This is a genomic window from Halovenus salina (genome assembly GCF_026410925.1).
In the GTDB taxonomy this organism is placed as follows: Archaea; Halobacteriota; Halobacteria; order Halobacteriales; family Haloarculaceae; genus Halovenus; species Halovenus salina.
This window is the reverse complement of record NZ_CP112974.1, coordinates 51604-75224: the sequence shown is the minus strand read 5'-3', so window position 1 is coordinate 75224 and position 23621 is coordinate 51604. Positions and strand designations below refer to the sequence as shown.

Here is a 23621-nt window from a genome sequence, read left to right as displayed (position 1 = left end):
TTGAAGCGTGCAAGATAAGGCGCAAGTATTGCACAGTCATTGCGACAGGAGCATCAGGTAGGACTGGTGGTACTGGCGAATCTCATGATTCTTGAGGATAGAGCTAAAAAATCGGGTTACGCATGGAACCACCCAGAGATGTATTAGCACAATTCCTTGATGAGATACATGACGATCTGGGGGATACTGATATTGAGACGATACAGAACAGAATCGAGGCATTTCAAAACGAATACGATCTACAGATACCTGAAGGTGGGATAGCTATCGGTGTCCATATCGATATTTGGTCGTATGATTACAAAGATGATATCTACTTTCTCGTGCGAGGATATGATTCAATCACTACTGGATTTGAGGAGGTTGTCGTGGATCATGTCTATTCACTCGTATCCGCGACAACAGAAGGAGCAGCCGAACGCGCGTCTCAAATGCGTGACGAGCCGCCTACAGTAACTGAAGAGTCATACGAGTCGATGGAGACTGATATCGATATACAAATCCATGCCGATGTGTATTATCACCGGATTAGAGCGTTCTGTGATGAGAATCAAACCGGGCAGGTGACTCAGCCATCCAAGAGCGACATTATCGAGGCTGTTGGATCTGTCATTCCGGATAATGAAAGACCGTAGAGCCTGAGAGCCTCCACACTGAGTGAAACACAGCCAGAGTAGCGATATCGTAACAAGTTCTCGTCCAAGATGGACGGCGCAAGTCACCACGCAGAACAGCGGAACTGACGGGCCCCTTCTTGAGAGAGTGGACCCCTCCAGGTCTGCGGAGAGATGTCCAATATTAACCAACAATCGGTGCGATATTGCGGAGTTGTTGGTTAACAATTCGAGCGTCGTCACTGATCGCTCCCAATTGCCAGTCAGGAACTCCGCTCCGCAAGACACAGCATGGCCCCGCCCGTACACCCTCTTACAATGCGTCTGGTCTTCGACGACGGCACGCTCCTCCTCGAGGACGCCCCAGATTCGGTCCCCTACGGAGAGTGGGACGACCGCGTCGACCAGTACCGCGCACGAGCCCAGCAATATCGGTCCCTCCAAGACTGGGCGGAGTCAGACACTGATGGACAGTCCACACTCCAACAATCGACTGCGCCTGTCGAGACCCTCGAAGACGATGCCCGTGCCTACAGCGATCTTTATCTCACACCTGCCGTCAAGATCGAACCCCGCGACTACCAGCAGGCCGCCCTGGCAGCCTGGACTGACCATCACCGCCGCGGCAGTGTTGTCCTCCCGACTGGCAGCGGCAAGACATTCCTCGCTGTGCAAGCCATCGCCGACGCTGGCGTCAGCACCCTTGTCGTCGTCCCAACAATTGATCTCTTGAACCAGTGGCACGCCACTCTCACCAACGCCTTCGGCGACCAACTCCCCAACGACGTTGGCGTCCTCGGCGGCGGCGATCACACTGTTACTGATATCACTGTCACCACCTACGATTCCGCCTATCGCTACATCAACGAGTACGGCGATCAGTTTGGCTTGCTCGTCGTCGACGAAGTCCATCATCTCCCAGCTCCCACCTACCAGCAGATTCCCGAAATGACCATTGCTCCCTATCGCCTCGGCCTCACTGCAACCTACGAACGAGCTGATGGCCAACACGAGGTGCTCAAAGAGTTGATCGGCCCTGTCGTCTATGCAGAAGATGTTGACAATCTTGCTGGCGAGTATCTCAGCGAGTACGAAACCATCCATCTCCAAGTCGAACTCACGCCCGACGAGCGCGAGCGATACGACGAGGAATACCAACTCTACCGAGAGTACGTCGACAATCACGACTTCGAGATCTGGAAGGAAAATGGCTATCAAGAATTCCTCAAACGGACCTCCTACGATCCGCATGGCCGCCGAGCGCTAATCGCCAAACAACGCGCCGAAACCATCGCTCGGACCGCCGAAAAGAAACTCGATACGCTCGATAATCTCCTCAAACGTCACCACGACGACCGGGCGATTATCTTCACTGCCAACAACGATTTTGCCTACGACATCTCCCAAGAGTTCATCCTCCCGTGTATCACCCATCAGACTGAGACAGACGAGCGCAGTGAGATTCTCAACCGCTTCCGGAGCGGCGAGTATTCTATGCTGGTCACCTCTCAAGTCCTCGACGAAGGAATCGACGTTCCCGCTGCAAACGTTGGCATCATTCTCTCCGGGAGTGCCTCGAAACGACAGTACGCACAACGTCTCGGGCGGATTCTCCGCCCCACCGACGATCGCCAGCCTGCTCGTCTCTACGAGATTATTACCGAAGATACGATGGAAACGTACGTCTCCCAGCGTCGCCGCCAAGGGGTGAGTGCCGATGCTGACAGCTGATCTCGCCCGCTCTCGCACGCGGGACAGGTACATCGAACCGCTGTTTATCGACACTGACGACCAGCAATATCGGGAGACAGCCAGCGAATTGATCGACATCTTCGAAGCACATCTTGGCGAGTCCAAGGGCGAGCTCGAATCGACGATTGACGAGTTGACTGTCGCCGATACCGACTACAAAATCGTTCAAGGACTGGCCAAACTCCTCCAAGACGAGTGTGAGTTCGAGACAGTTGCTCCAGTCGAACCACGAGAAATCCGTCAGTTACTGTTCGAGAAAGCTAACGACTCATATCCGATTGTCCGACACCCGACGCTTGGTGAAGACACCCAGAAGTTAGAAGTCTACAGTTCGATTGCCGATCAACTCGGCATCACGCTCGAAGAGTGTTATCGGGGAATGTACGCTGACCTCGAGGAGAACAAGCGACTCGTGCGGTTTGGACACCGTGTTTCCGATGGATACGAGGAGACGGACAACTCACCAACCACGACTCGGTTGACAGGCGATAGTGAGGAGTCCTACGCCGAAGATACGATCACGGTCGATTGGCTGCTCACACGCTACAATCTTGCGCTCGCACAGGCTGTTCTATATGATGCTACGGAGATGCAGATCCGAGTCTGGGACTCGTTTGCGACAGTCTTCAGCTACGTCAAGTTGTTTGGTTTGATGCACCGGATCTATCCAATCGACAGGAACGGCAATCGGGTGGCAAGTACCGATGTCGCAGAGGGCTACGAAGCTATCTTAGATGGGGCAGCGTCTCTCTTCTCGAAATCACGGAAGTACGGCATTCGAATGGCAAATTTCCTGCCTGCGCTCCCGTTGTGTGATCGCTGGGACGTAGAAGCTGACATCCTTGACGACGAAAGTGCTTCGACGGGGCGGACCCTATCGTTCGAACTTGACCACACCGATGACCTGTCGTCGCACTACTCTGCTCAGGGTGAGTTCGACTCCGACATCGAACGGACACTCGCCCAGAAATGGGAACGAGCGAACACGGACTGGGAACTCCGGCGAGAAGACGACGTGTTGGACCTGGGTGCTGAGGTGATGCTCCCCGACTTCGCCCTCGAACATCCAGACGGACGGCGGGCACTGTTCGAAATCGTGGGCTTCTGGACGCCAGAGTATCTTGATGAGAAGCTGGCAAAGATACGAGATGCAGACCGTGAGAATCTGATCATCGCTGTCTCCGAGCGACTCGACTGCTCGTCGGAGGATTTTGAGGGGATGGATGACCGTGTGCTGTGGTTCAAAACAGGGATGCACGTCTACGAGGTCGTGGAGTTAGCAGAAGAATACGCCGTCGAAGTTTCATTACACCGATGAGGTCAGGTATCAATCAGTGACCGCTCCTTTGTACACCCAGTCGAGACTGTCTCCCTGCCGTCGGACAATGTATTTGTAGGGACCATGCAGGTCGCCAGATTGGCATTTGCAGTTGTCCTTGCCACAGCTAACCTTCTTGATCACCACAGTTCCTCCACTCGATTCCTCGACAGTTTCTATCGACTCACCTTCGCCGGCGTCGATATCCTCGGCAGCGACATCTTGACGATACTCGAGCAGGTCGTCGATCCAATCTTGAAGAGCGCGCAAGTCTGCGTCGTCTTGTTTTGGGACGCCCTCAGCGAGATATTTCGGAAGTGAATCGGGGGTCTGTGGCCGAGTCGACATAATCTTACCAAACAATATGCGTCAAAAAAGAATAAATGCTAGGTAAGAATTGGTGGGAGGAAACACACCACTATTTCCCGAGCAATCACCGATAAGATCGGCTGAATCGTCCGATTATCGGAATAGCACGGGCAGAAAAGATTTTGGATTAATCCGAAAATACTACCCTCCACCGTTTCCGGAGCTTTTAGGAATTAGATTCCACTATCGTCTGCTCTGTTGAATAGCGGCCTCTGAGTAAGGTAGAGGCGACACCGATTTTGAGACCACTTGTTACACCCACTCACGAACTGATCTACATTCTGATTGCCAAGCCAATCACCGCTATTCAACAGAGCACCATCGTCCAATACCTTGATCAGAACCTAGAGAGACGTTTAATAATTCAACACCCAATCAGACACCTCCAGTTTGAATCAGAATAGGAGCTGGAACGGGCAGTTGGGGGTACTAGAAATGTCATATGGAAAATATACACTCCACCGTTTCCGAAGCTTTTCTTGACGACAGATTTCATGAACCCTCACTCCACTGTTTCCGGAGCTATCTGCAAGAAGAGAGACGGACCCACAAAAGAGATAGCAAATATAACCGGGAAAACGACTATTCTCGAGTTTTCTGTCGTTCTGTCTTGGACATATTCTTTTTCTAGAATATTGTCCTAGTTCTAGTACGGGTTTTGTTCAAACGTATTTTATTTAATTCTTTTGTTGTACTAGAGATGTTTTAGAAGTGGTCTATATGTATTCGTCATAGCTTCGGAAACAGTGGAGTGAGAGAGTTATAAAAAGAACTGAGCTCCGGAAATGCCGGTGTTGTAGATGTTTATAAAACACCTAGCTCCGGAAACTCCGGAAGCTAAGGAAGAGGTGGTTTTATGATATTGTACTGTGTAATGGCAAATCATGGGGATGTTCGAGCGAGATCGTCAGGTGTTCGCTGATGCCGAGCCACTCGACGACTCTTATGAGCCTGAGGATGTTCGTGAACGTGACGAGGAACTTGAAAAATATCAACGAGCTCTTCAGCCGATTATTGATAACCGCCCGACTTCGAACATCTTTTTGTACGGCAAGACGGGTACAGGGAAAACCGTCGCCACGAAGTATATGCTATCACATCTGGAGAACTCCGCCGTCGGGTATGACGATGTAGATTTATCAACTGTTTGGGTCAGTTGTGAGAACCTCTCTTCGTCTTATCAGGTTGCTGTTGCCCTTGTCAATGAACTTCGCAAAAATCAAAATAAAGATCGTATCAGTACAACCGGCTACTCACAGCAACGGGTCTTTGATCTTCTCTATGAAGAACTCGACGCGCTTGGTGGTACAGTCGTGATTGTACTTGACGAGATCGATAACATCGGACATTCTGACGACATCCTCTACGGGCTTCCTCGAGCACGGTCGAATGGGTATGTCGACACTGTCCGTCCAGTGATCGTCGGCATCAGCAATGATTTCAAGTTCCGTGATAATCTTTCGCCGAAGGTCAAGGATACGCTCGCTGAAAAGGAGATTCTCTTCCCGCCTTACGACGCGAATCAATTACGTTCGATTCTCGAGCCACGGGCCGAGAAAGCGTTTCATGATGGTGTTCTCACTGACGATGTTGTTCCACTCTGTGCGGCGTTTGCTGCTCAAGACACGGGATCTGCTCGGCAGGCGATTCGGCTGCTTCGTGAGGCTGGCGAACTCACGCAAGCCAAGGATTCCGAAACTGTGACTGAAGAGAATGTTCGAGATGCACAAGACGAACTCGAAAAGAACCAGCTTTACCAAGGAATGCAGGAACTGACCACACAGGGCCACGCAGTACTCTGTGCGCTCGCTTATCACCAGGCACTTGATGAGGTACCCGTCCGGTCCCGTGATCTTTATGAGCGGTATCTGACGGTTTGTGACCGACTTGACGCTGATAGTGTAAGCGAACGGCGCGTTCGTGATCATCTTTCGGATATGCATATGCTCGGGCTTATCAGTGTCAACGAACGCAATGAGGGACTTTCAGCTGGCCGGTATCACGAGTACGAGCTCGATATCCCGTTGAAAACGGTTCTTGATGTCCTTAATTCAACTTCTCGTTTCGAAGAACTCTCGGATATCATCAAGTCGACAGCTGATGATAACAATCTTCTCCAGTCCGGTATCTCCGACTATTGAGTTTGGCTTCCGCGAATCTATTGCGAAAATTTCGGTGAAAGCTCCGGAAACGGTGGAGGGTATTGAGTGTTACTGAGATTTGGAACTCCCAGAAGGGGATGGCATACCGGTATGAAACTCTTACCTAACATTACAGTGCATACCCTTTTGATTGTTTGGTAAGATTGCCTGAGGAATCAGCGAAGGCTTCGGCTTCAAGCTGTCTGAACACTCTGTTGGATAGGGCTCTTACCGAATTGAGCGAAACAACTTCGTGAGGATTACGGCATCCCACCGTTGCCAGAGTGAGTATGTCACCTCAGACGGGCTCCGGCGGGATACATCAAAATCTTGTTGAACTCACATGATTATTGTTGCGGCCAAAAATCACTGTATGTTCGGTATTCTGTCCGTGAACGGCGTATCGATACGAGTACATCTCGTGCCGAATCATCAGGACCGAGTGTGTCCAAGGTATCTTCAGTGTTGCGAGCGTGTTGCTCTGTGATTGTCGAGACAGTATCTCGACTGTGGAGACGCTGTTGTGAGTCCTCACGCGCAGAGGTCGACAACTGATCGCCATGTCGGGCGAGCAATTTCCGGAGCGTCAATCTAGAGGACGTTATCCGAACGGCAACCCTCGGGTTCAGACGGTAAAGATGGTGAAGAAACCGCTTCTGTTGCGTGGATTTTACGTCGAAAAACGAATTCCCAGTCTGAACTCGACCGTGGGCGTCTCATCAGCGAGTGCCAGAAGTGCGATTGGGCCACCTAGATGATCGAGGGCTGGTTCTGTATAATTTGACGGTCAGTCTCTGCTGTTACCACAGAGTAGATCGAGGCAGTTCCAATTCACCGCTCCGAACAGACGATAGCAACTGGCTCCCGGCGGTATCTGCCCAAAGCTGTCGCTTATTGCCCAACGGGCAGGCCGTGGGCTGACTCCGGTCAGCCCGCGGCAGTTGCCTGTGACGCCGGCACGCCAACACCGTTCGCTTTGATCCTCCACCGGCGGCGTAACTCCTCTTCCAGCTCGTGACGAATCCAGTCACAGAACGTGTTGAACGTGAACTCCTCGGGCAGGTCGCGCCCGTCCCGCTGTGGGCGGGCGACGACCGCCCACCGCAGCACCAGCCACAGATTCTCCAACAGTGCTGCAACGAGCATGATGGCAAACCGCACGACGGGATCACGTGTCGTCGTGATTCCGCGTGCCTGCCGCAGCAACCGATAGGTCGTTTCGATGCCTGAGCGCTTCCTGTAGAGGCGTTCAACCTGCTTGGCTGACTTCTCGGCAACTCCACAAGCGACGTAGCCACGAACAACCTCGCCGTGCTTGCCTCGATCACCGTTCTGATACGAGACAGCGACCGCGAGCGGGAAGCGCAGTTCCCGCTCGCTGTCCTTGTACATGCGATAGACCGTCATGTACGACTTGTGGGTGTCGAGTTTGTCCTTCATCCGCTCACCCTTCTTGGGCACGTGGACAACCGTCGCACCAATTTCACGAGCGCGGCGGATAACGCGCTCGTTGTAGAACCCGCTGTCAGCAAGCAGAAGGTCGATGTCGAAGGGATAGTTCTCGACGCGGGCGAGCACGCGCTCGACCGCGTCGGCCTCGTCTTCGTCGTTGCGAACGTAGGTCATTGCCAGCGTGACCGGCTTCTCGTTGGACACGACGTATGCAGTGCAGTAGCGGTGACAGGTCGTTGTCCCGTCTTTGGGAGCCATCGAGCAGAGTTCGCCTTCTTCGGCGTAGTGCTCGCCGTGATAGGGGTTGTCGATGAAGTCGATAGAGACGATTCTCGACCGGTTAGGGTCGAGAATTGTCATGGCAAGGCGTCCAAGCAGAAGGTTGGCGACGACTTCGAGCCAGTGACGGTTGAGCGTATGCAGCCAGTTGAAAACGGTATCGTCACAGGGTGCGCCGTCGGTATCCTTGCACCTTTCCCAAATCGAGGTCTGATTGGTGCAGGCTAGGATGACGACGAGCCAGATGTCGCCGGGGTCGAGGGGTCCCCTCGACACCCGGCAACGGGAGTGGAGCAATGACTTCTTCCGCTACGTCTTTGACATCTGAGGCCGAAAGGTAACCGTCTGGTTCGGGGATGCTGAACACATCCAGAACCAGACACTTTCTCGTCATCAATTCGGTGATTCAATCGCGCCGATTACGGCGGTCAGGAAGTACCGAAGCTAAAACCGAACGCATGTCGGGGTATGCCTTTCGACTCTCTACCAGACGTTAGACATCGTCGATGGTGATATTCACGGACGATCCTTCTGATGTGGTTCGCTCGCGTACTGGTCGGCCAACTCGACGAGATCGTAGACGTGCATACCGGTCTTGAACCAGAGGATGCGGTCGGCGGCCTGGCTGAAGTCGTCACTGCTGCAAGCCAGACGCTCTGAGACTGCCAGTATGAAGTAGTCCGTGTCTAGTTGACGGAGTTTCTGGAGTTTTGCGTCCAGATACTCGGGGTCCAGAAGCCGATAATCTCTAAAATCGCACGTCGGCCATCAGGATGTTTGATGGCGAAATCGGGAATAATCACTTTTTTGCCGAGTTCGAACACGTCCCGCTCGCGTTGTAGTTCCCAGTCGGTATTTGATCGCTTCCACTTTCGGGCGAGCGTGCGCTCAACATCGCTGTCGAACTCCCCGCCCGCACTGTAGTGCGAAACCAGTCCGTCATGGGTGTTGAGTGTGAATTGAAGGGTGTCGGTGTTTTGCTGATCTGCGGTGATGTCGGCGGTCATCTCCTAGCGGTTACACAGTGGCAGCGCTGGGAGGAACGTAGCCATGCGAATGCCGTATTTCTGTGTTTTCGAGAACAGCGAGGCTGGCCCGTCCAGTACGGCCTCGTAGCTGGCCGCCGCATCCGTACTGTTTACACGGCCGCCGTTGGTGTCGATGGGATAGATGTGGTGCATCAACCCGAACAGCTTGTCGTGGCTGAACACCGTCCCGAAGGAATCCCAGATACGGATACGCATTTCAGTGGCGTCGTATAGGACGGCCTAGCCAAGTGCTAGATTGTAGCGAACCAGCAGCCAGTTAACAGTCTGGTCAGTCTCGTCATCTGCGCCGAGGGTCTTCTATAATTTCGTATAATCCTTCGTGTATTTTCTTCACGTTTCCGTGTTCAACCATTCGGGTCAGTCGTTCACGAACGTACTGCGTACTATAACCAGTCTCCTCAGCGGCATATGGTGCGGTTATTCTACCTTCTTGTAACAAACCGAGCAACTCCTCATCTGCAGGAGCCAAGTCATCTTCGCTAAGCATCAGTATCTTTGGTTTGAGTCTAGTGGCAATACACTAATTCATTTTGCCAGCATAGTTTAGCCCTAGATATGCCACCATAGAACCTAAGGTTTATACATTTGGGTACTGTACAAGAATATGAAGCAGGGTACCTCACAGAAGATGAGGACGGTGCTAGGACACCGACCCCGCGCTTCGCCGGATGACGAAGCAATGCAATCTAACAACTGCACCGGAAATGAAAGCTCCGGTACGATCGACGGACAGCTATCGAGTAACAACACACGACGAGAGGTGGGTGCAAATGGCGAGTAACAGAGGGACAGACTCCGAGCCGGGGCAGTCTGAGAAGGATCGAGCGGATCTGGAAGAGCAGATTCACATGGAACACCGCTCGATTCCTGAGGATCTCCGACAGAAGGTTCTCAAGCGAGATGGACATCGATGCCGCATCAAGGGCTGTCAAGGACGCGCTCACAATGGCTCGGCACAATTGCTCGTCCAGCAGATTGAACAGCATGGAGGCGGGGATGGTGAGCCTGACCTCACAGACTTAGAGACGCGGTGTCTCCGCTGTAGTGTCTGGATCGCGCAGATGCCGACGACGGAGGATCTCAGACCTCAGATCAAAAACCGCCTCGGGAGTGTCACGCTTGAGCCCAACCGTGCAGAGATCTTGCAGTACCTCGGAGAGGAGGGGCCGGCGACGACTGGTGAGATTTTGGAGCACGTCAATTTGCGCAGTAAGCCGGGGGTGCGACAGGCGTTGTACTTGTTGATGGCTCTGGATGTTTCGGAGCCAACGGTTGAGGAGCGGATTGTCGTGAAGGACCGGATGAATCAGACCTACGGACTGCCGTGGCAAGTCCCAGACGAACACGATGCTCGTGGAGTTATACCAGTGCGGACGGCAGAACTCCAGAGTCGGATTCTCGACGAGTTGGTACGTCGACTGTGCGAGCAGCTTGCGGACGAGGTTGAGGATCATGAGGCTGTGATTGCTGGGATCATTGGGCGGAATCGCCAACAGATTCCACGGATGCGCCAGCGGGGGGAAGCATTCGGGTTTCCTTTCGAAAAGTGGGCAGATCGTGAAGAGTCACGCGAGGATCCGGCGGCGATCATCGCAGCGGTGGATGCGCTGGCAGATAAGTCGAATAACCTGTCCCGGCAGTTGTTGAGCCGAAACATCGCGGATGTATACGAGAAGAATGACGAGCAATCGTCGGCGGACTTGCTGCGAGCGTACGCAAAGAGTGAGGACATTACGCCGTACCTTGGACAACAATCGACGAACACGGGTACTGAAGATCACAGTAGTGAGACCGATGCGGGGCGGACGAGAGAGGATTCCGTTTCAGAGACTCAGAGCGTCAAGAACTCCCAGCTTACGGAGGAGCAAACATCGTGGGATCTACGGACCATAGAAGACGCGAGTCTAGAGACTGAAGAGAGTGATGGAGAGTTGGAGGAATTCGATTCTGGACAAGGTAACTCTCGCAGCGATGGTGACAGTGATGCATAGGGATCAGCGGGTGGCGTTCGAGGAGGTTCTGCCGTCAATCACGGCGGGAAAGAACCCGTTTGGAGAGAGCAGTTCGTGTTCGGTCGAACCAGTGGTTTTGGAGGCAGCCGAAGAGGGTGAGGTTCTACGGCAGCGTCCAGTGTCGATTCTCTGCCCGGGCTGTGGTGACGTGATCACTCGCTACCGAGATGGCTTCCCATCCAGATTGGCACACTTCGAAGAGGAGTGTCAGAACTGCGAGACAGGGCTGCAGCGATGGAGTGTCGTGGCGATTGCGACTTCATTGGAGACGGCACCGAGTGTCGATCAGTTAGAGTCGGTGACGACGGGCTACTGGGATCGGCATCTGTGGACGGGAATCATGACTGGTGAATCGTACCCTCGAACGGAAGAGTACACTGAGGAGTACACGAAGCAGGCAAAGCAGTTTGGGTGGGAATGGGAAGTCAGCTGCCCGCTGTGTCGGCGATCACTCCCGGAGTTTGGTATTGAGATGTTCGACTACCACCACTGGCATCGTGATCCAGACCAGGGGATTTGTCTGTGTCGTGCGTGTCACAAAGGAATCACAGGTGAGGGACGAGACGGCACACAAGACTGGCGAGCACAGCAGTTGGGGCTGAAGAACAAACACGACCTGCAACTGACGCGGTTGGCAATTCGTGAGCAGGTGGTCAGCGATCACGAGACACTGGAAGGGTTGGTAGAGACGGTGGTGAGTCGATACAATTTGACGATGAATCAGATGGAATTGTTCGCACTGCTCTCCCAGACGTTGACGACGTCGGTCGTCTTGGATACAGTGGAGGATGAGTGGCTTCTCGCGGCGTTGTCGGTGTAAGTCGGTAATTCACGACGGCGTCCCTTTGGAATTCCACTTGCCCCTATCGAGGAAGAGCATCTGCGAGAGCACAATGTATTCTCCTCTGAGCCTGCTCCAGTGGCAGTACCCCGTGCAGATGCAGTCGATGCCGAGACAGATGTCCCACTGACCATCGCAGACGAGAAATCGGACAGCGACGAATCTGAGGCCGCTGAGCGAACTGTCTCAGAGACGGTCACCAACGAATACGCATACGAGTTTCAAGACATCCGCAAAGCCATCCACAACGGTTTCGAGATTCGAGACTGGCTAACCGACACCGTTGGCTTCGACAGTGCGGATGTCTTCTACAGTGGCCAGGGAGTCCACATCTTTGCGAAGTCGGATGACCCTTACCTCAAATTGACTCACCAGTCTCGCAAGTATATTGGCCGATACATCAACGAGCGACTTGGCTTTCCGATTGACGATGAAGTCACCTGGGATCGGTCACGTGTTATCCGGCTCCCATACAGTCTGCACACAGAGGTCAACAGAATTGTCACGCCAATAAGCAAGCGAGACTTCAACTTCATTGAGGAGCCAGCACTTCCTGAGTCGATACGCAACAACGAGAGTGAGATTCAATGGTGACAAAAGACCCCACGAAAAACGTGGTCCGTGCATGGCAGGTGGCAGTCAATCCGCGCAACCATTCGAAACTGAATCGGCGGCTCCTGCTTGAGCGGGGCGCACAGTACTATAGCACGAACGGGGAGGCAAACGAGAAAGCGATGATCAACGACGTGGCGGAGTTCACTGCCTGTGCCTTCCAAGAGCCAGAACTGGATGAAATGCTTGCGGGTGAGTCCGACCCTGAAGATGCAACGGACATTGACCTCACGAATCCAGACCCCGGTCGGCTCATGCTACTCATGACATTCGGTTCAGTGCTGGTCCAGCGACACCCGAAGATACAGAAGGACAGCCGCGACTGCATCATCCATGAGCGGCTGCACGAATACTATCTCAATAATGTCTACCGGGCGGCCCGTACCTCAGAGCATGGTGACGAGATATACACAGCTCTGGGGACGGTTGTCTACAACCGAGATAAGGAAGATGAGTACGGCCCACCAGCTGGTGAGCCAGTCGAAGGGATTGACACACTCGAACCACTGGGAGATGCAAAATTCTTCAAGGTGCCATTGGCTCACGCGAACCGGCATTGCGAAGCCCGGAAGGACAACAAGCCAGGTGGCGACATCCAATCCATCATCAGGGGGAAGTACGTCTACGTTCCCCTCTCGGATCACGTCGAAAAGTATCGGGACGCATTCTTCGGGCGGAGTGGTGTGGCGCGGTGTCTAGAAGAAATCGTCTACGACAATATTCCGGAAGACAAACTGGACACCTACCGTGATGCGCTCACGGGAATCAATAACAAAATCGCGGAGTGGATTGAGTACGGCGAAGCAGACAAAGTGTTCAAAGCCCACCGGTACCCGCCGAAGTTGAAAGCGATCCTGCTAGCGATAGACCACGTGGACTCAGAAGTGGCAGCATTTGGTGAGCCGCTGACCAGCAAACAGATTGCACGAGCGACGAGTATCTTCCACGGGGCGACTGACATTGACTGGGTGAAGAAGACACTCGAAGGGTTGACCTCTCCCCAAGGAGTTGGGATGGTACTCGTTGATCTGGCGAACGATAGCGACGTGGACAATGTGGAGGTGGACACTCACGTTGACCCGAACGAATATCTGATTGAGTACCACAAGTCGAACGCGAAGGTTGTCGAAGTGACTGAGCTTGAAGACCTACTGGAACTCCCGTGTATGCAAAACATTCACGAGATGGCTATGTCGGACTCAGCGCCACGGCGGTGGTACCTATTCAGCATGGTTCGTATCATCCTGGAATTGGAGACAGACTTCAGCGTCGAAGATATCAAAGAGTGGTTCTCGCAGTACCCCTGGTATCGAGAGAAGGTAACGGACTATCAAGTCCGGTACGAGAAGAAGCAAGACATCGGAGGTGAGTCACCGTTGCCGGTTGGCTGTAACAACGACAATCGCAACTTCGAAGATGTGTGTATCGGACGAGAAAATTGTGACTACTCGATCTACCAAAGTCTGAATTTCAGCGACGATGTGTACAACCGACTGAGCGAGGACGACGACGGGTACGGTCGGCGGTAGTTTTTTCGGGTTGGTGTGGAGGTTCCAAGCGGAGTTTTGGAGCGGGTTCTGAGGAGGTGCTCATAGAGGCAGCCAACTCACTCAACAACCAGCAATAATTTCTTGTATAGGCGGAAAATGACCCCAATAATGGCATATTATCATAGGTAATTGCTATCATCGCAATACACAGTACAGTTCAATAATAGCGATGGTTGCGTATACGACAGAATCACACTACACAAAGCAGTTCAATAATAGCGACGGTTGCGTATACGAATTTTTGATTACCACAGGACATTTTTCATTCTGTTCGAAATACATTACCTGTATTAATCAATATAATCGAAGTACTCAAAACAGTTCAATAATAGCGACGATTACGTATACTCTATAATCGCAGTACTCAGTACAGTTCAATAATAGCGATGATTGCGTATACTATTTTTTGATTACCACAAAACATTTTTCTTTCTGTTTGAAATACATTACCACTGTTTATCAATATAATCACGGCACACAACGTAGTTCAATAATAGCGATGGTTGCGTATACGACAGAACCGACGTACACAACGCAGTTCAATAATAGCGATGATTGCGTATACGAATTTTTGATTACTGTAGAGCATTTTTCATTCTGTCTGAAGTACATTACTCCAGTTAATCAATATAATCGTAGTACTCAAAGTAGTTCAATAATAGCGACGATTGCGTATACGAAAGAATCGCAGTACATGACATGGTTCAATAATAGCGACGGTTCCGTATACGATTCAAAAAATGGTTCATGGTAATATAATCTTCCTGTCTGTTTGGTGCTGAAACTATAACCCACATAACCGCATGACATAGAGCGGTTCAATAATAGCGACGATTGCGTATACGACAGAATCACAGTACACAGAGCAGTTCAATAATAGCGATGATTGCGTATACTATTTTCACATAATTAGACCGTCAGAAACGGCGATTTGAGAATCTGTGGGCCTGTTTTAGAACGCGTTATAGGCTGGCCCAAGCAATCTAAGGTCGTGAGAGGGGTATATGGGGCAGTTATTTGGCCGATTTTCGTACCATCACACCCCCCACCTGAGTTGGCATTTAGCCATATTTCAGGATCACTTTCTCAAACAATCTATTTACAGAGTAACAGGTTCGTTCAGACGCCAGCTGGGGCTGGGGGCTGTGGGACTGTTCAAGCGGCACAGTCCGGGTGCCTCTGAGGGGGTCTCCGCGGCTGCTCTCTCGACGTGTTGCGCGGACACTGCGGGGCCAGATGATTCATATGCGCCACATATGCATCACTGACCGCCTACACACTCGTGTTGTGCTGATGCATCAGACGCTTCAATCCGCTGTTGCGCTGATGCATCAGCGGGTGCCTGTCTCGTGACTGTCCGACTCTGTATCCATCGTCGCGTTCCTGCACGAGTGTGTTGTGTCCGCGTACGAGAGGGACGGTCCTCGACCCAACGTTCGTTGGGTCTGTGGGTCCCCCCTCTCGATCTGGCCGCCACGGGCGGCCAGGTCGATAGAGCTGGCCGGGGAGTGAGTGGTGGGGTGGGATGGGAGTAGAAGGAGAGTGGGAGTCGTGTGTGACGCCAACCAGTGAGCATGTAGCGCGGGGATCAGCCCGGCGCTTAGGATGGTTCACACCCGTTCTTCTGAGGGTGTGGCAGTATCGTATGTCTGTGACGCTCGTTCCTTGACTGCTCTGTTTTGTTCACCTCGCCACTTTTCTCACAGTATTTTGAGAAGGTGATGGGGATAGTAGTGGAGTGTCTTTGGAGGCTTCTTGCTATCTTTCTTCGGTAGCAGAGCAATCGTCTTGTTGTTGTATACTTCTCTTCTTTCGGTGTCAGAACACCACTACCATTGTTGTCTTCTTACTCGTCCACGGACTCTACATCGTCACTGTCGTCGTTGTTGTTTCTATTTCCAACTTTCTTTGGCTCCTCGTCCAGGTCGACGATGACACACTCACGTTCATCATCCCAGTCGGGATAATAGCGCATGCTCAGCTCATCATCGAACTGGTCTTTGATACTGAACTGTCTCACTATCTCTCTGATTGCCATCTCAGAGACGCTGTTCTTATCCTCCAGATCAATCTCTTTGATCTTTGCTCCAGGGCGTTCTGCTCTCAATTGTTCGGTCTCTTCCTCCGTGAGCGTCTTCAGATAGAGCTCGTTCTCGCTCTCGTTGTAGAGGATAGTATAGGCGTAGTAGCCCCTGAGGTGACGCTGTGAGAGGTGGGAGTTAGGGGATATCCTCTCGCCCTTTGGACTGAATCTAACGTAGCTTGAGCCTTCGAGTCCAAGGGACACGTCATCATTAAACCCACTGAGAACGTCCTCGTCTTCGTTGTCTTCACGATCTTCTGCTGTCTCTTCGCTCCCTGACTCGTTGTCCACTGGCGTCTCTTCGCTCCGTGTTTCATCGGCTTAGCTGAGCTCTTCCATCTCTTGATCGTCCAGTTCTTCTTGTTCTACGTCTTCTGATTCACTCATGCAATCCCTCCACTGCTACATTCATCGTCAACTCTCAAAATATTTCTAGTGTCTCTCACGACGAGCGTCTTTGATGCATAGCATCATCGTACTCGTTACTCTCGGGACACTCAACGATTGGTCTCTTACACGAGGCGACCATTTCTCCGGAGCATTCGGAGAACGACACGAATCGTGGACAGACACCAGAACCCATTATCGCGCGTTACTCACGCGTAGATCTTCCTCACGATTCAGTCGACTCCGAATGGCTATCTTGACACTGTTGGTCGTACTGTGGCATTTCTCACACTCATCGGGGCGCTCACGACACGCCCCTTTCATCACACGCGGAGAGCCTCTTGTTGCGTTGCAGTGACGGCCTTGAAAGCCCTCAACGGGTTCGCGGTCGCTGAGTGGCATATCTGCTCGGTCAACCGCCAACACTCGGAGATAGTGGCCACTCAGACGACTCTCCGACGGCGCGAACACGTCTCGCCCTTTCAGTCCACCAGGTGTTCATTGCCCAGCTTCGCTGTTACTGCCGTACTCCAACTGTCACGCACACGCTTTTCTATTATCACTCTCGACTACTACAACAGTCGACCTCCGTCGTGTCGGTCTCTCCATCACAGCATCGTCATCGTCGTCGTTATCTCCATCGGCGTCCTCCCTCTGGGTCGGTCGTCCGCCTCTCTTGACGCACAGCATCACGCCACGTCCTTACGATTTTCAGCTCGCATCCCCGTGACTCGTCGTCGGCGTCCTCCCTCGAGGTCGGTCGTCCGTCACTCTTCCTCACAGAACCGCTTGTCGTCCTCCTCCTCGGGGTCGTCGGCCTCGATATCGCACAGCACCGCTGATCGTCTCTCTCCTCGCGGTCGTTCGACTCGCTACTGCACAACACCGCTGGTCGGCCTCCTCCACGCGGTCGTTGGCCTCTCACCGCTCAGCATCAGAATCACGCCGCATTTCTCCGATTTCCAGATCGCATCCTACCACTCGCCGTTGGCGAGCTTTCGCAAACGAACACGATCCGCGCATCCCTCGCGCGCTGTGCGCGCCAGATGAACTGGCGCTGGTCCGCCTTCGGCGCAACTTCATCATCACATACCCAACTGCACCCACACATGAGGAGCAGCAAGCTGCGCCGGGGTCGCCTCCGGGCGGTCCACCCCGAGCACTGCACGAGAGCCACCGGTTCCGACCGCGCTTATCAATCGAGGCTCTCCGGTGCTGTCCTCCGAGCCTCTGTGGGGTGAACCGTCTGTGGTGCTGTCCTCGACGGATGCTTATGCGGGCGGCCTGCGGTGCTGTGCTCGTTGCCCTGGTGCTCGCTTGCCTGCGGGCGTGTCCTCGACGGCGCTCGGGGCTCTGGCGCTCCAAGCCCGGTCGGTTTCCACATTGCGCTCGCCGAGCGCTCATTTTCTGTAGCGGTCCACCCGATGACACGGACCTCCTTCCATTCGGTCGCTCCTGCACTCCTCGCTGCGGTGCTGTCCTCGCTCCGGGGTTACCACGACATTCCTTGCTCTGTTGAACCCCGGTTCCCTCTGCGAATTTGATCGCTGATTTCAGGGGATTTGGACGCCTTCTGGCGATATGGGTAGATTACGGAACCTCACAGAGAGCATTCACGAACTCGCTACGGAACACGTTGAGGACGTTGCGACGGCCCTCCCGCGTGCCGGGCTTTCACCCGTCTGTCGCCTTTCCTACGACACTCGGATGCTTGTTGCTAACCGCAAATAGGATTGCCCCCGCCCCCCTATTGTTGAGTCTGTCACGGTTGTCACGTGAGTCATGCTATTCACGTTACTCATGGGTAGCTCAAATCGGTATTTCTGAGACATCGACTGATGTGAAGAAATCACTCAGCGAATAGCTCTTTCACAATGGGTGGGGCCTTGGAAAAACGGCTTCTCTGTGAGTGCGAGCGGATACCCACCTAGACGCTTATCGGCGAAGAAGATTCAGGATGTCGTGGACGATCTCTACTGAAGCATATTGCTGTAGAGATCGAAGCAGAGTTTCAACGGAGGATACACGCGGGCGCACGCGATGATAGAGTACGAAGACGTTCCGTGTCGTCGGCGTCCGCAACCGGTCGCACGCCCCGCTTCTGGTTTACAAATTGGGTGGGTTTCTCGGATACTCTCCGCCACTGCTGTTAGAGCGACTGATCGAAGAGGCACAGAAGATTCAGCAGCAACGACCAATCTTACAGGAGAGACTGGCTACCGCCACACAACCGAGAGGTGAGGCTTAGCTCAAGACCGATGCAGACGTACGATTACGCCATCCCCCAGCTTCGCATCCCACCTCCGCGTGAACGCCGAGACAGACTGACGATGTGAGTTTTCAACGAGAGCGAACCTCCACCGGCGAGTGTCCCTATTTACAGGCGGTCAAAGCGAATGCCACGGGGTCGTATGGAAGACGAGTCTTCCGTGATGACGAGAGACGGAGTCTCTCGAACCACTTGACTTCGAGGCGATTCACTGGGTAGAGACGTCGTGATGACGTTCGATGACCTCAGCAAATCCGACATTCTCTTGCACTTGTTGAAGACGGACGGTCACTCGGTCACCGATGTCTGTCTCTGGGACGATCAGGACATAGCCGCGTTCGACTTTCGCAATCCCATCGCCTTGGTCACCGAGGCCTTCAATCTCAACCTCACGTGTCTCCCCCTCCGACACAGGTAGGTCGTGTGTTCGTTCACCGTGCTGGCGAGCAGACGTGGGTTCAGCTGACTCGCCCGGTGACGGTTCACCGGTTGCTGGGGGAGCATCGGCTATGGAAGACAAAAGCGCCACCCGGTATATTTCTCCACGCTGGATGTTCCCGCGTTCGACCTCGCGCTTCGGCACTTCAATCGTATATGTGTCGTCCTCCTCAGTTATAGTGGCCGAATACAAACACAGCAAGTCGTTGGAGATATGCATGACTGATTCCAGCGTTGCGATGGCTGATGAATAGATGTTCCGCTCTGATCAGCGTCTGTCCCTCATCTACTGAGCAGGGGCTGTCATAGAACGGGTCGCACACCACTCCCTGCTAGTCTTTATGAGTAATGAAGCACTCCAGATCATCCTCAAAACTGCGCTATGATGTCACCAACAACTCTCTACTCATGAGCAGTTTTCAAAAATTGCCCCGAAAGTGGGCAATCAACGACGGGGTAGGGGGGTGTCCTCATGGTGGCAAGCGAGGACGCCTAGACATTCATTCGCATATTATTTATAATTTAATACTAGGTAATCGTCTTTAGCTAACGCTCCAATCGGAAGACAGCGGCGTAATAGATCCAGATTCAGATTCCGGACGGGCGAAACCCATCTTGCCGTCTGATATGAACAGCTGTTACACCGATTCAGTACTCTGCCAGAGCAGCCTTCACACGGCTTGTCCAGCGTAGCTAAAGACGAATGTACCCGGCTTCTAAGTCGCGCAGTTGAGCGCACGTCACCGCGAAATCGCCCACCTACTCTCTACCAACAATCGCTCACCTAAGAGAAGTAGTACTAACTACTCGAAGAGTTCGTCACCGCGTTCTTTCACCCGCCGAGTTCGTTCTTCGCTGTAGGATTCGTGGGTCGTCTCGATGCTTTTGTGTCGGAGCGCATCTTGTGCGAGCTCAGCCTGTTCTCGGTAGAGCGTGTCGCCAAGCCCACGACGTGCGCCGTGGGGTTTGAGTGGCGTGGCAAACTCGTACTGAGAGTCTGCGCAAAGACGTTTCACAATTCGGCGGACGCCGTCGGTACCCAACGACGGAGGACACAACTCGTGATCTCGAAGATCATCCCAGACGGTGTCTGGTGATGTCTTGACATCGGTCGGTAGTTCTCCATAGAGTGTGGGGAGGTGCATTGTCGGCAGCACGGGCCAGTCATCGCCCACGGGATTGAGCAGTTGCTTCCAGCGCCGGAGTGGTTCAATCGCTGGCTCGAACAGGGGTGCTTCCTCCCACTCGCGGCTTTTCCCGTACACGGATATGATGCCGTCGTCGAGATTCAGGTCTGACCAGCGGAGGCCATTGCGTTTCTCATCGTCGTTGACGGCAGCAATCTCTGCACCGCGACACCCACTGTAGGCCAGCAGATAGACGAGCGCGCGGTCACGGTAGGCTTGCCGACGGGCCTGTTCATCGGGATTGTCGAGTGCAACGTCGACGAGCTGGTCTGTGGTTGCACAGATAGCCTCACGTTCTCGGTCACTCCAGAACTGTCGGTCTGGGTCGGTCGAGACTTCGGGAAGTGGTTCGGTGGCTGTCTCTGTTCTGGCAGGGTTGCGGTCGAGGTACTGGTCACGTACAGCCCATCCCAGCCAGGCAGCGACGTAGTCGTAGTACTGGGTGACGGTACTGCCAGCGTTGATATTCGACTTTTCGTCGTCCATACACTCTCGCAGTGCACGGGCAAACTGGCGAAGGTCCTGACTGGTGATCTCTTCGACTCTGTTCACACCACGTTCTCGTCGCAGCCACTCAGCACAGAGTCGTAGCACGTGTGCGTTGTTGCGCTTGTACTTGCCCGAATCGAGATCGGCGAGTCGGTCCTGGATCGCCTTTTCGAGACCGTCATCCCGGGGAGGAGCGTCGATCTGAGCGAGATGGACCATTCGTGTTTCTCTGAAGGCTGTATCGTACTAATAACCACTCGCTTCTCAAAGTACGAGTGGTCGAAGATCGTAGAGCGTCGTCGAGACTATTATGCAGCCGTGTCAGCGTACTCACTAGCGATTGGTTCTAGAGAGGGTGTCATAGAACAGTTTACATACCAGAAAGCAGGGTGAACGCTGAGGTGGTATGAGCCCAGCGACCCTGCAAGAGAATTCTACGGTAGAGTCGTTCTTCAATGTCGTGGAAACAGAGACGCTCGCGCTGTTTGAACATCTCTCCTTCGAGTTTCTCAAGGAGTTTGACGTGTTCGCCCCGGCGCAGACGGGGCGAACACGAGACCATGAACCATCCGAACTGATGCGTGGCTTTCTGCACTGCTATTACAAAGACATCTACGGGATTCGTCCGGTTGCGCGAGAACTGACCAACACAGTTGTCTGGCTCAGTTGTGGCTTCGATCGACCGCCGTCACGAGACGCGGTCGATCGCTTCCTCACTGACCTCGAACACGTCGTTGACGAGGTGTTCGATCACTTCGTCGAGCAGGCCGCCGTCCGCGGCCTGCTCGACTTGACCTACTGCATTGATTCAACGGACGTGAGGGCGATGCCTGCCGATCAAGACGCGTCGAAGTGCTACGATCCAACCGACGACGAGTACTACTACGGCTACGGCTGTACGATCGTCTCGACCGGGCAAAAGATCCCGATCGCAGCCGAGTTCACCGAGAGCAAACAAGCGCCAGAGGAGACGGCGATGCGCGTCACGCGTGACGCGCTCGCCGTCACCAAGCCGAGGTGGATGATTGGTGATAGCGCCTACGACACGCTGGACTGGCACGACCACCTGCTGGCCGCAGGGGTCGTGCCAGTCGCCCCGTACAACGCGCGAAACACCGACGATCCGAAAGACATCGAGTACAGGATCGAAGACCGCATCGAGGAACACAGCGAGGACGTTCAGCTGAAGCAGTCCACGTTGGATGAGACATACAACCGCCGTACTGGAGTCGAACGAACCAACGAATCAGTGAAGGACTGCGGCCTCGGGCGAACGCACGCCCGAGGCCGCGTCCACGCACGAGCGCAAGTGTTTCTTGCTCTGTGCCTTCGTCTCGTCGTCGCAATCACCAACTACGAACGCGGAGACAATCCGGGAAGTACGATCATCACGGTGTGAGAAGAGTTCTATGACACCCTCTCTAGAGCCTGGAGGATGATCTCGGCTTCAAGCGGCGAGAGGTCGAGTTCCCGGGCTGCAATCCGATGGTTGACCGTCCCATCAACGTACTCGTAGGCGTACTCGAGGGCGACAGCGAGCCCGTCAAGACCATGTCGATCGATGTAGACGTCGATATCATCGTCTTCATCCCGTCGGGCAACGGCTGCAATGAGTGCTGGTGTGATCGTCTGGGTTTCGCCATCGGTAGAGAGGGTGAGTGCAAGTGACTCAGCATCGTACTCGTAGGGACGCTGCTCAGTGGTTTTTTGGACTAGACCAACTGTTTCGAGGTTCTGCACGTAGTCGTAGGCAGTCCCCTGTGGGATTTCGAGATCGTCGATAATCTCGGACACTGTGACGGGGCCGTGTTGTAAGAGGTGGGCGTACAGACGAGCGAGTGTCGGGGTTTCGAGGAGGTCGGCCACCGTCTGGAGTTGCTGAATCGGTGGTTGACCCGACCGTGAGGGTGAGTGCGCCATCCTATTTATGAATTATAGATAATTCATGATATGACTTCTGGCGTTGGCGCGGAAATTAAAGGCTCTTCCAGTAGTATCAAGGCGAAACCCACTTTTGATCTCCTGCTCCTCTGTATGAGAATTCTACGCATTCTGAATATTCACACCTGTCCAATTGGGTGAACAAGGGCGTCGAATCTATACAACAATTAAGACTCTCCCGCGAATACTTATTGATATGTCAACCACCGCCGAAGATTCGACCAGTTATCCTGACGACGCACCACTAATGGCGCTGTTTGGCCCGCCGGCGAGAACGAAACTTGTGAGCGTCTTTGTCGCCGAACGCGGACGCGATCTCAGTGTGAGTGATGTAAGTCGGCAGGCCAATGTCAGCCGGACGACCGTCTACGATCACCTTGACGACCTGCTTGAACTCGGCGTAATCGAAGAGAGTCGTGCAACAAACGACGGCCACAGTACGATGTATGAGCTTAACGAGGAGAGCGACATCGCCGAGTTGTGTTACAAGCTCGAGGGCGTTACGCTCCGGAAATTACTCGAGAACGATGGGCAGGTGTAATCTATGAGTCCGACCGACGACGACAGCGACCGCGAACTGTTCGATACGCTCGATGCGTGAATACACGGGCACATGACTGACGACGGGTCAGAAGCAACAAGCACACCAGAAAGCGAAAGGCTTGATGAGCAACTCGATTGACTGAATTTTTGAGCGCGGCGCCAACAAGACGGTCTGTCGTTGCACAGATTGCGTCGCGTTCTCGGTCACTCCAGAACTGTCGGTCTGGGTCTGTCGAGACTTTGGGAAGTGGTTCGGTGGCTGTCTCTGTCCTGGCTGGGTTGCGGTTGAGATACT

The 23621-nt window shown here is 53.5% G+C and carries 16 protein-coding genes and 3 pseudogenes; 12 read left to right on the top strand and 7 right to left on the bottom strand.

Annotated elements, in window-relative coordinates:
• Positions 1-122: 122 nt before the first annotated feature.
• From OSC37_RS18120 to OSC37_RS18110, 3 genes are all read left to right on the top strand, one after another.
• Entirely contained in the window at positions 123-635 is a 513-nt protein-coding gene (locus OSC37_RS18120; RefSeq protein ID WP_267164350.1) for a hypothetical protein, read from the top strand.
• Positions 636-932: 297 nt separating this feature from the next.
• Positions 933-2345 (top strand): DEAD/DEAH box helicase family protein, encoded by a 1413-nt coding sequence (locus OSC37_RS18115; RefSeq protein WP_267164349.1) that lies wholly within the window; start codon positions 933-935, stop codon positions 2343-2345.
• Positions 2332-3684: a DUF790 family protein gene (locus tag OSC37_RS18110; protein WP_267164348.1), complete on the top strand. Its 1353-nt coding sequence runs from the start codon at positions 2332-2334 to the stop codon at positions 3682-3684. Before OSC37_RS18115 ends, OSC37_RS18110 begins: the two co-directional genes overlap by 14 nt.
• Before the next feature lie 9 nt (positions 3685-3693).
• Here OSC37_RS18110 and OSC37_RS18105 read toward each other — a convergent pair whose 3' ends face one another.
• A complete protein-coding gene (locus OSC37_RS18105) occupies positions 3694-4032 on the bottom strand; it encodes a DUF6788 family protein (protein WP_267164347.1) in 339 nt (112 codons plus the stop codon).
• Between the two features lie 905 nt (positions 4033-4937).
• Between OSC37_RS18105 and OSC37_RS18100 the strand changes: the two genes are divergently transcribed.
• On the top strand, positions 4938-6194 hold the full coding sequence (locus tag OSC37_RS18100; RefSeq protein ID WP_267164346.1) for an orc1/cdc6 family replication initiation protein: 1257 nt from the start codon (positions 4938-4940) through the stop codon (positions 6192-6194).
• A gap of 927 nt (positions 6195-7121) precedes the next feature.
• Here the strand turns inward: OSC37_RS18100 and OSC37_RS18095 are convergent.
• Positions 7122-8292: pseudogene (locus OSC37_RS18095) on the bottom strand (ISH3 family transposase).
• A 149-nt stretch (positions 8293-8441) separates the two neighbouring features.
• Positions 8442-9253, bottom strand: a pseudogene (locus OSC37_RS18090) (DUF790 family protein); the annotation flags it as partial.
• Between the two features lie 491 nt (positions 9254-9744).
• Here OSC37_RS18090 and OSC37_RS18085 point away from each other — a divergent pair.
• The 4 genes from OSC37_RS18085 (at position 9745) to OSC37_RS18070 (ending at position 13968) form a co-directional block, all read left to right on the top strand.
• Positions 9745-10965: a hypothetical protein gene (locus tag OSC37_RS18085; RefSeq protein ID WP_267164422.1), complete on the top strand. Its 1221-nt coding sequence runs from the start codon at positions 9745-9747 to the stop codon at positions 10963-10965.
• The gene (locus tag OSC37_RS18080) at positions 10958-11806 is read left to right on the top strand and encodes a hypothetical protein (protein WP_267164421.1); all 849 of its coding nucleotides are present in this window, start codon (positions 10958-10960) and stop codon (positions 11804-11806) included. Before OSC37_RS18085 ends, OSC37_RS18080 begins: the two co-directional genes overlap by 8 nt.
• 99 nt (positions 11807-11905) lie before the next feature.
• Positions 11906-12421, top strand: a complete 516-nt coding sequence (locus OSC37_RS18075) for a bifunctional DNA primase/polymerase (protein ID WP_267164420.1) — start codon at positions 11906-11908, stop codon at positions 12419-12421.
• Positions 12415-13968: a primase-associated protein gene (locus OSC37_RS18070; protein ID WP_267164419.1), complete on the top strand. Its 1554-nt coding sequence runs from the start codon at positions 12415-12417 to the stop codon at positions 13966-13968. Before OSC37_RS18075 ends, OSC37_RS18070 begins: the two co-directional genes overlap by 7 nt.
• Positions 13969-15835: 1867 nt before the next feature.
• Here OSC37_RS18070 and OSC37_RS18065 read toward each other — a convergent pair.
• Complete coding sequence (locus OSC37_RS18065; protein ID WP_267164418.1) at positions 15836-16363, bottom strand: hypothetical protein; 528 nt, start codon at positions 16361-16363, stop codon at positions 15836-15838.
• 1677 nt (positions 16364-18040) lie between these two features.
• Between OSC37_RS18065 and OSC37_RS18060 the strand changes: the two genes are divergently transcribed.
• Together OSC37_RS18060 and OSC37_RS18055 are read left to right on the top strand one after the other, a co-directional pair.
• Entirely contained in the window at positions 18041-18190 is a 150-nt protein-coding gene (locus OSC37_RS18060) for a hypothetical protein (protein WP_267164417.1), read from the top strand.
• A 352-nt stretch (positions 18191-18542) separates the two neighbouring features.
• A pseudogene (locus OSC37_RS18055) lies at positions 18543-18707 on the top strand (IS4 family transposase); the annotation flags it as partial.
• Positions 18708-18936: 229 nt separating this feature from the next.
• On the opposite strand, the gene OSC37_RS18050 reads toward OSC37_RS18055, so the two are convergent.
• Positions 18937-19386 (bottom strand): TRAM domain-containing protein, encoded by a 450-nt coding sequence (locus OSC37_RS18050; protein ID WP_267164416.1) that lies wholly within the window; start codon positions 19384-19386, stop codon positions 18937-18939.
• Between the two features lie 583 nt (positions 19387-19969).
• Positions 19970-21061 (bottom strand): tyrosine-type recombinase/integrase, encoded by a 1092-nt coding sequence (locus tag OSC37_RS18045; protein WP_267164415.1) that lies wholly within the window; start codon positions 21059-21061, stop codon positions 19970-19972.
• A gap of 187 nt (positions 21062-21248) precedes the next feature.
• Here OSC37_RS18045 and OSC37_RS18040 point away from each other — a divergent pair, with 187 nt between their 5' ends.
• Complete coding sequence (locus OSC37_RS18040) at positions 21249-22241, top strand: transposase (protein ID WP_267164414.1); 993 nt, start codon at positions 21249-21251, stop codon at positions 22239-22241.
• A gap of 8 nt (positions 22242-22249) precedes the next feature.
• Here the strand turns inward: OSC37_RS18040 and OSC37_RS18035 are convergent, their stop codons facing one another.
• On the bottom strand, positions 22250-22762 hold the full coding sequence (locus OSC37_RS18035) for a DUF7437 domain-containing protein (protein ID WP_267164413.1): 513 nt from the start codon (positions 22760-22762) through the stop codon (positions 22250-22252).
• A 217-nt stretch (positions 22763-22979) separates the two neighbouring features.
• On the opposite strand from OSC37_RS18035, the gene OSC37_RS18030 reads away from it, so the two are divergent.
• Positions 22980-23324: a helix-turn-helix domain-containing protein gene (locus OSC37_RS18030; RefSeq protein WP_267164412.1), complete on the top strand. Its 345-nt coding sequence runs from the start codon at positions 22980-22982 to the stop codon at positions 23322-23324.
• The last annotated feature ends 297 nt before the right edge of the window (positions 23325-23621 follow it).